This is a genomic window from Kitasatospora albolonga (assembly GCF_039535905.1).
GTDB lineage: Bacteria > Actinomycetota > Actinomycetes > Streptomycetales > Streptomycetaceae > Kitasatospora > Kitasatospora albolonga.
The window spans coordinates 1-13,838 of sequence record NZ_BAAAYB010000142.1 but is presented as its reverse complement, the minus strand read 5'-3'; the positions used below and the strand labels follow the sequence as shown (position 1 = coordinate 13,838).

General features: G+C 73.9%; 12 protein-coding genes and 1 pseudogene. 4 read left to right on the top strand and 9 right to left on the bottom strand.

The window, feature by feature from the left end; genetic code table 11:
• Nucleotides 1-103 precede the first annotated feature (103 nt).
• A complete protein-coding gene (locus ABD946_RS34540; protein ID WP_345289612.1) occupies nt 104-2,443 on the top strand; it encodes a DEAD/DEAH box helicase in 2,340 nt (779 codons plus the stop codon).
• Between the two features lie 284 nt (nt 2,444-2,727).
• Here the strand turns inward: ABD946_RS34540 and ABD946_RS34535 are convergent.
• From ABD946_RS34535 to ssd, 8 genes and pseudogenes are all read right to left on the bottom strand, one after another.
• Nucleotides 2,728-3,159, bottom strand: a pseudogene (locus ABD946_RS34535) (Rv3654c family TadE-like protein); the annotation flags it as partial.
• Nucleotides 3,147-3,503, bottom strand: coding sequence for a TadE family type IV pilus minor pilin (locus tag ABD946_RS34530; RefSeq protein WP_345289611.1), 357 nt, complete (start codon nt 3,501-3,503; stop codon nt 3,147-3,149). The gene ABD946_RS34530 and the pseudogene ABD946_RS34535, both read right to left, overlap by 13 nt.
• 121 nt (nt 3,504-3,624) lie before the next feature.
• Entirely contained in the window at nt 3,625-3,918 is a 294-nt protein-coding gene (locus tag ABD946_RS34525) for a DUF4244 domain-containing protein (RefSeq protein WP_380149897.1), read from the bottom strand.
• 108 nt (nt 3,919-4,026) lie between these two features.
• Nucleotides 4,027-4,842 (bottom strand): type II secretion system F family protein, encoded by an 816-nt coding sequence (locus ABD946_RS34520; RefSeq protein WP_345289610.1) that lies wholly within the window; start codon nt 4,840-4,842, stop codon nt 4,027-4,029.
• The gene (locus ABD946_RS34515) at nt 4,839-5,897 is read right to left on the bottom strand and encodes a type II secretion system F family protein (RefSeq protein WP_345289609.1); all 1,059 of its coding nucleotides are present in this window, start codon (nt 5,895-5,897) and stop codon (nt 4,839-4,841) included. Before ABD946_RS34515 ends, ABD946_RS34520 begins: the two co-directional genes overlap by 4 nt.
• Before the next feature lie 15 nt (nt 5,898-5,912).
• Complete coding sequence (locus tag ABD946_RS34510) at nt 5,913-6,035, bottom strand: hypothetical protein (protein WP_345289608.1); 123 nt, start codon at nt 6,033-6,035, stop codon at nt 5,913-5,915.
• Nucleotides 6,032-7,300, bottom strand: coding sequence for a TadA family conjugal transfer-associated ATPase (locus ABD946_RS34505; RefSeq protein ID WP_345289625.1), 1,269 nt, complete (start codon nt 7,298-7,300; stop codon nt 6,032-6,034). Before ABD946_RS34505 ends, ABD946_RS34510 begins: the two co-directional genes overlap by 4 nt.
• A gap of 221 nt (nt 7,301-7,521) precedes the next feature.
• Complete coding sequence (gene ssd, locus ABD946_RS34500) at nt 7,522-8,622, bottom strand: septum site-determining protein Ssd (protein ID WP_345289607.1); 1,101 nt, start codon at nt 8,620-8,622, stop codon at nt 7,522-7,524.
• Nucleotides 8,623-9,298: 676 nt separating this feature from the next.
• On the opposite strand from ssd, the gene ABD946_RS34495 reads away from it, so the two are divergent.
• A complete protein-coding gene (locus ABD946_RS34495; RefSeq protein ID WP_345289624.1) occupies nt 9,299-10,135 on the top strand; it encodes an HAD family hydrolase in 837 nt (278 codons plus the stop codon).
• A gap of 410 nt (nt 10,136-10,545) precedes the next feature.
• Here ABD946_RS34495 and ABD946_RS34490 read toward each other — a convergent pair whose 3' ends face one another.
• On the bottom strand, nt 10,546-11,442 hold the full coding sequence (locus ABD946_RS34490) for a Fic family protein (protein WP_345289606.1): 897 nt from the start codon (nt 11,440-11,442) through the stop codon (nt 10,546-10,548).
• A gap of 210 nt (nt 11,443-11,652) precedes the next feature.
• On the opposite strand from ABD946_RS34490, the gene ABD946_RS34485 reads away from it, so the two are divergent.
• Entirely contained in the window at nt 11,653-12,648 is a 996-nt protein-coding gene (locus ABD946_RS34485) for an ATP-binding protein (RefSeq protein WP_345289605.1), read from the top strand.
• Nucleotides 12,649-13,015: 367 nt separating this feature from the next.
• A partial coding sequence (locus tag ABD946_RS34480; protein WP_345289603.1) for a SulP family inorganic anion transporter occupies nt 13,016-13,838 on the top strand: 823 nt, incomplete at its 3' end.

Here is a 13,838-nt window from a genome sequence, read left to right as displayed (position 1 = left end):
CCTCGGCCATGCGGCCGTCACGGCTTCATTCAACCACCTGTGACCATGCCCGCACGATGGCTTGGCGCGATTCTCCGCCACGGCAGTGACACACTGGCTGCTCATGCCGCCCCGTCATCACCAGCCAGAGGCCCTGCTGACCACCCTGTCCACGAGCCGTGGCAGGGCTGACCGCCTCACCCATACGGAGCACATGGCAGCCCGGCCCGCCCGGTACGCACCGTGGCCGGAAGGCATCCGCCCCGAGATCGTGGCCGCTGCCGGGGAGCTCGGCATCACCGAGCCGTGGGCCCATCAGGCCGAGGCGATGGAATTGGCGCAATCCGGCCAAACTGTGGTGCTGGCCACAGGCACCGCCTCGGGCAAGTCGCTCGGCTACTTGGCGCCGGTGCTCAGCGAGCTGCTCAGCGGCACCGAGGCGCGCAACGGCCGCGGCGCCACCGCGCTCTACCTGGCACCGACCAAGGCCCTCGCCGCCGACCAGCGCCGCCGCGCGTCCGAACTCGCCCCCGGCCGGGTGCGGGCCGCCCTCTACGACGGGGACACCCCGTTCGAGGAACGCGAGTGGGTGCGCCAGTACGCCTCCTACGTCCTGACCAACCCCGACATGCTGCACCGGGGGATACTGCCCGCGCACCCGCGCTGGGCCTCCTTCCTCAAGACCCTGAAGTACGTGGTCATCGACGAGTGCCACACGTACCGCGGCGTCTTCGGCTCGCACGTCGCCCAGGTGCTGCGACGACTGCGACGGCTCTGCGCCCGCTACGGCTCCTCCCCCACCTTCCTGCTCGCCTCCGCCACCACCGCCGACCCCGCCGTCACCGCGCGGCGACTGACCGGGCTGCCGGCGGTGGCGGTGACCGAGGACGCCTCACCGCGCGGACCGCTGGTCTTCGCCCTCTGGGAGCCGCCGCTCACCGAGAACGTCGGCGAGCAGGGCGCCCCGGTGCGCCGCACCGCCACCGCCGAGGCCGGGTACCTGCTGACCGACCTGGTCGAACAGGGCACCCGCACGGTGGTCTTCGTCCGCTCACGGCGGGCCGCCGAACTGGTCGCCCTCCAGGCGCAGGAGCAGCTCGGCAACCCGCTGGCCTCCCGGGTCGCCGCCTACCGCGGCGGCTACCTGGCCGAGGAGCGCCGAGGGCTCGAACAGGCCCTGCACTCCGGCCGACTGCTCGGCCTGGCCTCCACTTCCGCACTCGAACTCGGCGTGGACGTTTCCGGTCTGGACGCCGTCCTGATGGCCGGCTATCCCGGCACCCGCGCCTCGCTCTGGCAGCAGGCCGGCCGGGCCGGACGTGAGGCCCAGGGCGCGCTCGCCGTGCTGATCGCCCGGGACGACCCGCTGGACACCTACCTGGTGCACCACCCGGAGGCCCTGTTCGACACCCCGGTGGAGGCCACCGTCCTCGACCCGGACAACCCGCACGTGCTCGCCCCGCACCTGTGCGCGGCCGCCGCCGAACTCCCGCTCGGCGCCGAGGACCTGACGCTGTTCGGACCGTCCGCGGAGCCGCTGCTGCCGGTGCTGGAGAAGCGCGGGCTGCTCCGGCGCCGGACGGACGGCTCCTGGTACTGGACCCGCCGGGAGCGGGCCGCCGACGCCGTGGACCTGAGGGGCAGCGGCGGCAACCCCGTGCAGATCGTGGAGGGTTCGACCGGCCGGCTGCTCGGCACCGTGGACGCGGCCGCCGCCCACACCACCGTGCACACCGGAGCGGTACACCTCCACCAGGGCCGTACCTACCTGGTGCAGGACCTCGACCTGGAGACCTCGGTCGCCCTGGTCGAACCGGCCGACCCGCCCTACACCACCTCCGCCAGGGACATCACCTCCATCTCCGTGCTCTCCACCGACACCACCGTCGAATGGGGCGAGGCCCGGCTCTGCTTCGGTTCGGTGGAGGTGGTCAACCAGGTGGTCGGATACCTGCGCAAGCGCATCTCCACCGGCGAGGTCCTGGGTGAGAGCAAGCTCGACCTCCCGCCCAGGACCCTGCGCACCCGGGCCGTCTGGTGGTCCGTCACCGAGGACCAACTGCTCGACGCCGTCATCCCGTTCGACCAACTCCCGGGTGCCGCCCACGCGGCGGAGCACGCCTCGATCGGCCTCCTCCCGCTCTTCGCGACCTGCGACCGCTGGGACATCGGCGGGGTCTCGGTGCCGCTGCACCCGGACACCGGTCTGCCGACGGTCTTCGTGTACGACGGCCACTCGGGCGGGGCCGGCTTCGCCGAGCGCGGCTTCCACGGCGCCGAACAGTGGCTCACCGCGACCCGCGAGGCCATCGCGGCCTGTGAGTGCGAGCGGGGGTGCCCGTCGTGCGTGCAGTCCCCGAAGTGCGGCAACGGGAACGACCCGCTGGACAAGGCGGCGGCAGTTCGGCTGCTGGACGTCCTGTTGGCGGGGGCCCCTGGGCGGCAGGTCTCGAAGGACGGTTGACGCTCTGACAGCTCGTTGCCGCAGGCAGCTCGGCCCCCTGTGGTGCGGGCGGCAACCGAGGGCACCGGGGCGGGGTCAGTGGCGGTGCCGGGAGCAACGGTGACGGGCTCAACCGGTGCGGACTCGAGCAGGAGTGGCACGCCCGGAAGAGCCTCGGCAGGAAGGGGCACGCCTGGAAAAGGCTCGGCCGACAGAGGTTCGGCCGACAGGTGCTCGGCCGACAGGTGCTCGACGGCGGTACTGCCGACCGCGTCATTGCCCCAGGCCCACACCGGCCCCGCCCTCGACCGCGACCGCGCGGGGCCGACGGGCCAGGGGACGCCCGAGATCGGGACCTCCACCACCACGTCCACCGCGTCGATGCTCTCGTGCACCTCACAGCTCACCAGCCGCGCCCGGTGCTCACCGGCGATCCGGGCCGCTCGACCGCAGCCACCGTCCTCGTCGACCATGAGGTGCCCGGCGGCGGCCAGCGCCGCCAGATCGGCGGCCGAATCCGCCCGGTGCCTGGCGGCCACCACCGCGCCCACCGCCAGGCTGGCGGCGAAGACGGCGCAACCGAGCATCGCCAGCGAGACCAGCCAGATCGTCGCCGAGCCCCGATCCCCCGCCCCGCGACGATCGAGCGTCCTCCCCTCGTCACCAGCACCGTTGACGCCCGAACGTGCGTCACCCCTCGGCAGTCCGCACCTCCTGGCGACCTTCAGGCCGGCCATGGCCCACCACCGCCCTCCGCGCCGATCACGTCCTCCCGGGCCGCCGCCGCCTCGGCGTGCAGCCGGACGGACAGCATCCCGCCGAGCCGCCCGGGGGCCGGGCTCGGGGCTTCGACGGTGACCCGGACGGTCTCCCCGCCGACCGAGACCGAGACGCTGGCTCCAGGCGGCGCAGCGGCCCGGGCCAACCCCACCGCACCTCCGTCTCCCCGAGCGGCCGCCCGTGCGCCGATCCGGGCGGCATCCACGCACTTGATCTGAGCCGCCGCCGTGACCACGCCCCAGACCAGCAACGCCACCAGGAAGACGAGAGCGGGCAGGGCGACCGCCGTCTCGGCCGTCACGAATCCGCGGTCCGCCCGCCGGCGGCGCCCGCGCGGTTTGTCCGGCCAACCCGGCCCCCGCTCCCCGGCGCCGTGCTCACCCCGGGCGGGCGGGACCTGCCCGCCCGGGGCCGATGCCTCATCAGACGGCATGGAGCGCACGGTCGAGCAGCTCGCTGATGGCGCCCGAGACCGCTCCGCTGGTCACGACCTTGTACAGCAGGGCGGCGAACCCGCAGGCCGCCACCGTCCCCACGGCGTACTCGGCCGTGGTCATTCCGGCATCGCCCCGGGCCGTCCGCAAGCGACGGATGCGGACGGTCAGCCACCTCCGCCGTCGGCGCATCAGCACCCGGATCCGACGGCTCTCGCCGAGCGGGCGGCGGGCGCGGACCTCGCGGTAGGGGTGAGCGTTCCGGGCAACACGTACCGTCATGGCAGAACTCCTCTGTCGACAGGGATGGTTGGAAGACGTCAAGAAGGCGTTGAGGGGAACGGTGGAGGGAGCGACGGGGTACGAGAGCTGCGCCTCCTTCCCGCAAGCTCAGACCCGTGCCGCGAAGAGCGAGGTCAGGCCCATCACCACGGGCACCACCCCCACCAGTACGAAGGCGGGGAGGAAACAGACACCGAGTGGTGCGGTGGCGAGAACTCCGGCCCGCCGCACCCGGGCGTGGGCCGCGCGAGAGGCGGTGGCCCGGTGCGCGTGTGCCAGGCCGGTCAGCGGAGCGGTGGGCGGGGCTCCGCTGATGCTCGTTCGGACCAGGCAGCGGGCCAGCGGAGCGAGCGAGGGGCAGTCGGCTCCGAGGCGCTCCCAGCACACCTCGGGCGGCGCGCCGAGCGTCAACTCGGAGGCCACCGCGGCCAGCCGTCCGCTCATGGGCTCGTCCACGCTCTCGGCGACGGCCGCTGCGGCGGTGGCCGGGGAGCTGCTGGCGCCGAGGCAGGCAGCCAGCAGCTCGGCGGTGAGCGGGAGTTGGCGGGTGAGCCGGTCCTGCTCGACGGCGGCCCGGCGAGTGGCCGGGGACCGGACCCGTGGCAGCCACCTGCGTGCCGCCAGCCCCGTGAGCAGCCCCGCCACCAGGCCGGCCTGTCCGCCCACCAACACCAGTGCGAGCAGCCCCGCCACCACCGGCACCACCCGCTCCAGCAGTACTGCCCTACCGACCCCGCGTGCGGCCAGGGCCCTGCCGAGACGTCCGCCGCCCCGCCGCCGGACGCGCCGAGTCCCGGTCGAACGCTGCCACTTCCTGATCCGCCGCCGCACCGTCCAGACCCGGAGAGCCTGCACGGCTCCGCCACCGACCGCGGCCGCCGCCAGCCCGCCGAACACCAGCGGCAGCACCAACTCCCGCCTCACCAGGCCGCCTCGGCCTGTACCGGCAGGGCGTTCCGCCCGACCCACCGGTCCTGTGCCCCGCCGACGGCACCGGTCCGGGAGATGCCGCACCGCCCCCACTCCCCTCCCGGGTCTCCGGCCCCTCCCACCTCGACCGCCTCGCCATCGGTGGCAGGACGCCTCCTCCTGCGCTCCCGTCGGCCCGGCGCGTCCTCGGCGGCCGTGACGATCCTGGCCGTCCACGCCAGACCGGCCGCCTCCAGCAGCGCGCCGGCGATCAGGCAGACCAGGCCGGCAGGAGTGTGCAGCAGGATGCGGACCGGGTCCGCGCCGAGCGCGGCACCGAGCATCAGGCCGACCAGGGGCAGGGCTGCCAGCACGGCGATGGTGGTCCTCGGCCCCGCCAGCTCTCCGGTGATCTCCTCGACCAGTGCGCGCTCCGCCCGGAGCGCGTCGGCGAGTTGGTCGAGCCCGGGGGCGAGCCCGGTGCCGCTCTCCGCCGTGACCTGCCAGCAGGCGGCGAGCGCCGCCGCGCCCCTTCCACCGGGCAGTTCGGCGATCAGGCGGAGCGCCGCCGGAACGTCAGCCCCGTACCTCCCGGCCGTCAGCCGTGCTGCGGGCTCGGCGCCCAGCCCGTCCCTCAACGCCGAGGGACGGCTCATCACGATGGCCAGGGCCTGACCCGCCGTCGCACCGCTGCGCAGCTCCGCGGCCAGCCCCTCGCAGAGCTCGATCACCGCCGAGGCCCGGCGTCGGGCCTCGGCCGCCCTGCGGCGCCGTGCCCGCCAACGTCGCAGGGGCACCACCCCCGCCACGGCCAGCAACACCGGCACCGGCGAGCCGGTGAGCTGTCCGGCCGCCAACCCGGCCGGGGCCAAGAGGAGTTCGACCACCAGCCAGCGGGGCTTGGCCGTGGTGAGCGCCACCATCCGGCCACGGAGGCCACCGTCCTCCACCGCCGCCCCGAGCAGGGCGCGAGCGCGGAGGGCCACCTTGGCCCGCCGCCGCAGGCCCAGCCAGAGGCCGGCCGCAACCCCTCCTGCCCCGACGGCCACCAGAATGTGACCGGGCGTCATGTCGGCTCCCTCCCGTCACGGGCGGCCCCACATCCCTCCAGGACCACCCGGGGGGCCGCTGCGCAGCAGGCACCACGCCGCCACCGCGATCCCGCAGAGCGCCAGCACCCAGACCAGCTCCATCTGCCGCAGGCTCACCGCGCCACCTCCGCCGACCCCGGCGTCGCATCGACGGCTTCGGCCCGCACCCGGGTCGCGTCCGCGGCCCCGGCCCCCGCTGCTGCCCCGTCCGGCAACACCGCCGGATCCGGCAGCCCGACGCCCCGCTCCGCACAGCGGCGGCGCAGCCGCTCCCATCCCGGCCCCGGCAGGACCTCCCCCTGGGCCGTGAACGTCACGGCCGGGACGGTCACCGCGAGCCCCCGTTCGTCGCCGACCAGCATGTGCAACTCGGCCACCCTCCGCCGACCGGTCCGCTGGTCCCGGACCAGGTGGATCACCACGTCCAGCGCCGCCCGGAGTTGGCTGTGGAGGGACAGTCGGTCGAGCCCGGCCTGAGAACCGAGCGCCTCCAGCCGGGCCGGGACGTCCGTCGCGGTGTTGGCGTGCACCGTGCCGCAGCCGCCCTCGTGACCGGTGTTGAGCGCGGAGAGCAGATCGACCACCTCCTCGCCCCGGACCTCCCCGACCACCACTCGGTCGGGTCGCATCCGCAGGGCCTGGCGCACCAGGTCCTTGAGGGTCAGCTCGCCGAGGCCCTCCTGGTTCGGCGGCCTGCTCTGGAGCCGGACGACGTGCGGATGGTCGGGGCTGAGCTCCGCCGAGTCCTCGGCCAGCACGATCCGCTCCTCGGGCCCGACCAGGCCGAGCAGGGCGGCGAGGAGCGTGGTCTTGCCGGTGCCCGTCCCGCCGGAGATCAACAGGGAGAGCCGGGCCCGCAGCACGGCGCGGAGCAGCTCGGCACCGGCCGGGGCCAGCGCTCCGCCGGCCACCAACTCGTCCAGGGTGAACGGGCGGGTGCGGCAGATCCGGAGTGAGATGTGGGTGCAGCCGGCGGCGATCGGGGGCAGCACGGCGTGCAGCCGGGTCCCGTCCGGCAGGCGGGCGTCGACCCAGGGCCGGGCGTCGTCGAGGCGACGGCCGGCGGCCGTCGCCAGGCGGTGGGCCAGCCGCCGCACCGCCTCGGCGTCGGTGAAGCGGACCTCGGGGACCCGTCGCAGCCCCGCTCCCCGGTCGACCCACACCTCGTCAGGTCCGTTGACCAGGACGTCCGTCACCTCCGGCTCACCGAGCAGACCGTCCAGCGGCCCGGCACCGACGAGCTCGGAGCGCAGCACCCTGACCGCATCCAGGACGTCGTCCCCGCCCAGGGGCGGCCGGGCGGCCCGCAGCGCAGCCGCCACCGATCCGGCGGTGGGCGCGGCCCCGGCCTCGGCCAGCCGGATCCTGACCGCGTCGATCAACGCGGCCGCCCGGTCGTCCGTCGGCCGCCGCGGAGCCGAGGGGCCACCCGCACCACTGCGGGGCCCGCCTCCGGGGAAGCCGTCCCCCGGGCCCGTGCGCTGCCGACCGATCAACGGCCGCCGCACCGGACCGGCCCCGAGGCCCCGGCCCTCTCCTCCGGGCGGTCGGCTCCGCCCCGCAGCCGCCTCGCCGGGCCACTGCGACTCGCTCTGACGATCCGTCACTGTGCTCCTCCTTCGAGTGCCTGGACGGGCGGCATGGCCTCGGCCAGGAAACGTGTGCAGAACCGGGCCAGCGGGCCCCGCTCGCGTATGCCGGGCGGCGAGCCCCGCTCGACGTCCACCGTCAGGCCCGGCTCGGGCGGCAACTCGCCCGCCAGCCGCATCCGGAGCCCCCGGGCCACCTCCGCCCCCGTCAGCCCGGCCGGGCCAGGCACCCGGACCACGGCGCGCAGGTCGTCGAGCCTCATCCGGACGGCGGCCGCGACCCGGTCGGCCGCCGCCATCGCGCGCAGCTCGGCGGGTACCACCAGCAGCCCGGTGTCGGACTGTTCGAGGGCCTGCCCGGCGGCCGGGTCGAGGTGGCGCGGCAGGTCGAGCACCACCAGGCCTCCCCGTCTCCGGGCGGCCGCCAGCACGCTGCGCATGGCCTCCGGAGGAACGGTCAGGACGTCCCCGCGGTCCCAGGACAGGGCCGTCAGGCGGTGCAGGGCCGGCAGGGCCTTGGCCAGCTCGGTGCCGCTGACCCGGCCCCGGGAGCCGGCCAGATCGGGCCAGCGCAGGCCGCTGGCCTCCTCTCCCCCGAGCAGCACGTCCAACCCGCCGCCCAGCGGGTCGGCGTCGATCAGCATGGTGCGGTGGCCGGAGCGGGCGGCCGTGACGGCGAGGGCGCAGGCCAGGGTGGAGGCACCGGCCCCGCCCCGGCCACCGAGCACCGCCACGGTGAGGGCCGGGGTGCCGACGCCCTCGGCCGCGTCGGCGATCCGGTCGAGCAGCCAGGTCTGCGCGTCGGGTAGGAAGAGGACGTGCTCGGCTCCGAGTTGGACCGCGCGGACCCAGACGTCGGAGTCGTCGAGGTCCAGCCCCAGCAGTAGCACCCCGGCCCGCCTGGTCAGCCCGGTGCAGCGCTCGGCGAGGTCGTCACCGACCAGGACCAGCGGAGCCTTCTCCCAGAGGCTCCGGGGCGGTGGTGCCACCGGGAACAGCTGCGGGTCGGTGCCGGCTGCCGCGCAGAGCCTCAGCAGGTGCTCCGTGAGGGTCTCGTCCTCGGTGACGATCAACGGCCCGGGCAGGGCCGGCCGTTCGGTGGTGGGCGTCGACATGGCTGCCTCCCCGGCGTGGTCCGGTCGGGCGGCACCCGACCGGACTCCACGGTGCGGGTGAACGAACGGCCCGTCAGTTCCCGCCCGATTGCCTGTGGACAACTCGGGGCTGTGGATAAGCGGGTTCACTCACACGGGGGGTGATTGCGCAATGAATTGACACGGACGACGTCACGGAGAAGATCCGGAAGCTTTCGAACAGTGGCAATGGGGGCCGGTTAGCCATGGCATAACCGCAGCCCGGGATCAACACGCAGAGTGACGAAGTCGTGTCGGCGAGCAGCCCGTCAGCAGGCGCTCCAGCATCGGACGAAGATCCCCCACGACCACCCCCGAGGGCCCGTCAGGCCCGCAAAATGGCCCCGGACGTGCGACGACCCCCGCCGGGGGGGAGAGCGGGGGTCGTCTATCCACGGTCCGACTCGGGGGGGAGGAGCCGGACCGGGTTAGCACGGTCGCGAACGATCCGTGACTTCCATGGTGTACCCGAAGGCCCAGAAACACAAACCCGCACGCTCGCGAGTACGCCATATGGCGGGGTGTTTCACCCGGCCATCTATCCTCTGATCCCGTGGACACCACCGAGAACGCCGACACCGCCGACCACGGCGAGAACTCCGCCCCCGCTCCGACCCCGGGCGCCGACGCCCGCGCCCCGGAATCCGCCGCTCCGGCGGTGCCCGCCCGTCCGTTCGGAACGACGCGCACGGCCGCGTTCTTCGACCTGGACAAGACGATCATCGCCAAGTCCAGCGCCCTGGCGTTCAGCCGACCGTTCTACCAGGGCGGCCTGATCAACCGTCGCGCCGTCCTCAAGAGCGCCTACGCGCAGTTCCTGTTCCTGGCCGGCGGCGCCGACCACGACCAGATGGAGCGGATGCGCGAGTACCTCTCGGCCCTCACCAAGGGCTGGAACGTGCAGCAGGTGCGCGAGATCGTCGCCGAGACCCTGCACGGGATGATCGACCCGATCATCTACGACGAGGCCGCCTCGCTGATCGAGCAGCACCACCAGGCGGGCCGCGACGTGGTGATCGTCAGCAGTTCCGGTTCCGAGGTCGTCGAGCCGATCGGCCAACTGCTGGGCGCCGACCACGTGATCGCGACCAGGCTGCAGGTCGAGGAAGGCCGCTACACCGGCGAGATCGAGTACTACGCCTACGCCGAGACCAAGGCCGAGGCGATCCGCGAGCTGGCCGGCCGCGAGGGCTACGACCTGGCCAACTCCTACGCGTACAGCGACTCCTCGACCGACCTGCCACTGCTGGAGGCGGTCGGCCACCCCTCGGCGGTGAACCCGGACCGGGCCCTGCGCAAGGAGGCCGTGGCCCGCGACTGGCCGGTGCTCCGCTTCGAGCGGCCGGTCGAACTCCGCCGCCGCCTCCCGGAGTTCGGCGCCCCGAGCCGCCCCGCCCTGCTGGCCGTCGCCCTCGGTGCCGCGACCCTGACCGCCGGACTGCTCTGGTACGCGGCCAAGCGCCGCCGCCCGGGCGGCGGACACCCGACGGCCTGAGCCGATCCGGACAGTCAACCAAAACGGACAAAGGGTAAAGAAGGCCCCGTTTCGGGTTCCCCTTTGCCCCGAATCGCGGTAGAAATGACTTACGGCCCGCGAGACCCGGTCAGGACCCAGGAAGGTCAAACCGACAACGCACATCAAGGCCCCACGGACCGCGTGCAGATAACTGAGCACCCACATGCAGCCGACCCGCTGTCGGGCCGCCGCACCAGGTGAACGGGCAGGAGATCCCCACCTGATGGGCACTAAACGGTGCATGCTTGGTCACCCGGTACCTGTACCAGCGGCGGCGCCCGGAAGTATCAGGCGCCGCCGCAACTACGTTCCCGGCACGGTCGACTGAGCCACCGTCAGACCGGTTCAGCTCCGGGCAGCATCACCCGGGCGCACATGCACCGCCCCGGTCAGACCATCCCTCGCTGCATGGCCTCGCAGACCGCGGTGCTCTCCCGGACGCCCAGCAGGGCCGCCCGGCCGCAGTGGGCGATCCACGCCGCCATGCCGTCCGCGGTGCCGCTCGAGTACCCCAACAGAGCCTCCTGGTACGCCGCGGTGCCCAGTTCCGCCAGGCCCACCTCGACCGGGCAGATCGCCTTCGGGTCCAGGCCTTCGGCGATCATCACGATGCGCTGGGCGGCGCGCGCGACGACACCGTTGTGGGAGGCGAAGGGCCGCAGGGCGAGCAGCTCGCCGTGCACCACGGAGGCCACCACGAGCGCGGGCGCGCCCGACCCGGGGGTGCGGTCCGCACGGGCGACGAGCAACTGCGCCAGCTGGTCCAGCCGGGCGGCCGCCTCTGCGGCGGGGGGCGCGGGCGGCAACTGGCCGCTGAAGGGCGGGCCGTCCACCGCCGCTCCCTCCACCGCCTTGAGCTCGAGCGGGAAGAGCTCCTCAGCCGCCTCGCCGTCGCGGCGCGGACGGCCGGCCCGGTCCGCCGGGGTGCCCTCACCCGTCGCGAGCAGATGGAGGCGGGCGAGCACCTGGAGCGGCGAGTGCCGCCAGACGCTGAGCAGCTGTCCGGCCTCGGCGGAGACCCGCAGGGCACCGCCCACCACGCGGGCCTGCTCGTCGGCCCCGAAGTCGCTCCGGCGGCGGACCTCCTCCAGCGGCCAGTCCGCTCCGTCCAGCGCCGCCGAGGCCCGGGCCCCGCGCAGGGCCGACTCCGAGGTCACCTCGGCGGCCCGGCGGCGCATCGCGCGGTGCCCGTAGAGCCGGTCCGCGGCCTTGCGCACCTCCGCGACGGCCTCGGGGACTCCGGGGAGGACGGCCAGCGGGGCGAGGGGATCAGTTCCAGTGGTCACCTACCCGAGGGTAATGAACCCACCCCCCAGGACTCCACAGCAACCCCGCCATCACCCGTTCGAGGCAATCCGCACGACCAGCCCTCCCCCGCCCCTGCGGCCTCGCTAGCATGGCGCCTATCGGTGACGATAACGGTTACCAAGAAGGGCCGACCCAGAGATCCGGCCCCCAGCCAGCCCGAGAGTCAGCCCGAGAGCCGGAGTCCCAAGATGAAGATCGCCTTCGTGGGCAAGGGCGGAAGCGGCAAGACCACGCTGTCCGCACTGTTCATCCGCCACCTCGCCGCGGCGGGACGCCCGGTGATCGCCGTCGACGCCGACATCAACCAACACCTCGGTCCGGCCCTCGGCCTGACGGACGCTCAGGCCGCCGCGCTCCCCTCGCTCGGCGCGCACCTGCCCGAGATCAAGGAGTACCTGCGCGGGGAGAACCCGCTGATCCGCTCCGCGGAGGAGATGATCAAGACCACTCCGCCGGGCCGGGGCTCCCGACTGCTGCGGATCGTGGAGGAGAACCCGGTCTACGCCGCCTGCGCGCGGCCGGTGGCCCTGGACGAGGGCTCGGTCCGCCTGCTGGCCACCGGCGCGTTCGCCGAGGAGGACCTCGGCGTGGCCTGCTACCACTCCAAGGTCGGCGCGGTCGAGCTCCTGCTGAACCACCTGCAGGACGGCCCGGACGAGTACGTGGTGACGGACATGACCGCCGGCTCGGACTCCTTCGCCTCCGGCCTGTTCACCCGCTTCGACCTGACCTTCCTGATCGCCGAGCCCACCCGGAAGGGCGTCTCCGTCTACCGCCAGTACAAGGAGTACGCGCGGGACTTCGGGGTGGCGCTCCGGGTGGTGGGCAACAAGGTGCAGAGCCCGGACGACCTGGCCTTCCTCCGTCGCGAGGTCGGCGACGACCTGCTGGCCAGCTTCGGACAGTCGGACTGGGTGCGCCGCCTGGAGCAGGGCACAGAGCCCGCACTGCGCGAACTGGATCCCGCCAACCGCGCCGTGCTGGAGGTGCTGCGCGAGCAGGCCGACGCGGCGTTCGACGCCCGCGACCCCCAGCGGTACACCGAGCAGGCCGTCCACTTCCACCTGCGGAACGCGGAGAGCTGGGGCAACGCCAAGACCGGCGTCGACCTGGCCACCCAGGTGGACCGCGGCTTCACGCTCGGCCCGGCGCGGGCCGGCCGGCTGGATGCCGCAGGCGTCTGACGCCCCGTCGGACCAGCAGTCGCACGCACGAGGGCGGCCCCACAGGGGCCGCCCTCGTCTGCTCTGCGGCCGGGCACGCCCCCGGCTGCGGCGCCGTCAGCGCTCCCGGCAGCGATCTCGGGCGCGAACTCTCCCATATTCCCGACTGGTTCGACTACTCCCCATTCGAGTGAATCCAACGCTCGGATCTACCACTCGATTTTACGCTGTGCAAAGCTCTCATTACTCTCGGTTTACCGAGTCTTGATAGTTCAAGGGTGGACACCACCATCCCCGCCACACCGTCGCGACCCACGACAGCCGATCCGATCCCCCGAGCACCACCCCGGACCTGACTGCGTTCGTTCCCCCGGAAAGACGGGCAACCATGACCCTCGACATCTCCTCCGCTCCCATCGCCTCCGACACCACCGACCACGCGCCGCCCCCCGCCGGGGCCCCTGCCCCGCGAGCCTCCCTCCTGCGGGACCTCCCGGCCTCCGTCGTGGTCTTCCTGATCGCCGTTCCGTTCTCCCTCGGCATCGCCCTGGCCACCGGCGCTCCGCTCACCGCCGGCCTGGTGGCCGCCGCCGTCGGCGGCCTGGTCGCCGGCGCGCTCGGCGGAGTGCCGCTGCAGGTGACCGGTCCGTCCGCCGCGCTGACCGTGGTCGTGGCCGGGCTGATCACCCAGTTCGGCTGGTCGCTGACCTGTGCGGTCGTGGTCGTCGCCGGCCTGCTCCAGCTGCTGCTGGGCTCCATCAAGGTGGCCCGGGCGGCACTCGCCGTCTCCCCCGCCATCGTGCACGGCATGCTCGCCGGCGTCGGCCTGACGATCGCCATCGCCCAACTCCACGTGGTGCTGGGCGGATCCCCGCAGAGCGCCGCCCTGGCCAACCTGATCGCGCTCCCCGGTCAGCTCTCCGCCGCCCACCTGCCCGCCCTCGCCGTCGGCGCGCTGGCGATCGTCCTGCTCTTCGGCTGGCCCCGGTTGAGCCGCCTCCCGGGACGGGCCGGGCGGATCGGCGCCCAGGCCACCAGGATCCCCGCCGCCCTGGTCGCGGTCGGCGCCGCCACCGGTCTGTCCGCGGTCCTCGGTCTGACCCTGGCCAAGGTCGAGCTCCCCACCTGGGAGCAGCACGGCATCGCGGCCCTGCCCTCCCTCTCGCTGCTGGAACAGCACTGGCCGACGCTGCTCGCCGCCGCCCTCACCA

Bases quoted from the DNA above. Each gene is read 5' to 3' on its own strand.
- ABD946_RS34525 (WP_380149897.1), bottom strand. From the start codon at position 3,918: ATGACGGTACGTGTTGCCCGGAACGCTCACCCCTACCGCGAGGTCCGC.
- ssd (WP_345289607.1), bottom strand. From the start codon at position 8,622: ATGTCGACGCCCACCACCGAACGGCCGGCCCTGCCCGGGCCGTTGATC.
- ABD946_RS34540 (WP_345289612.1), top strand. From the start codon at position 104: ATGCCGCCCCGTCATCACCAGCCAGAGGCCCTGCTGACCACCCTGTCC.
- ABD946_RS34485 (WP_345289605.1), top strand. From the start codon at position 11,653: ATGAAGATCGCCTTCGTGGGCAAGGGCGGAAGCGGCAAGACCACGCTG.
- ABD946_RS34515 (WP_345289609.1), bottom strand. From the start codon at position 5,897: ATGACGCCCGGTCACATTCTGGTGGCCGTCGGGGCAGGAGGGGTTGCG.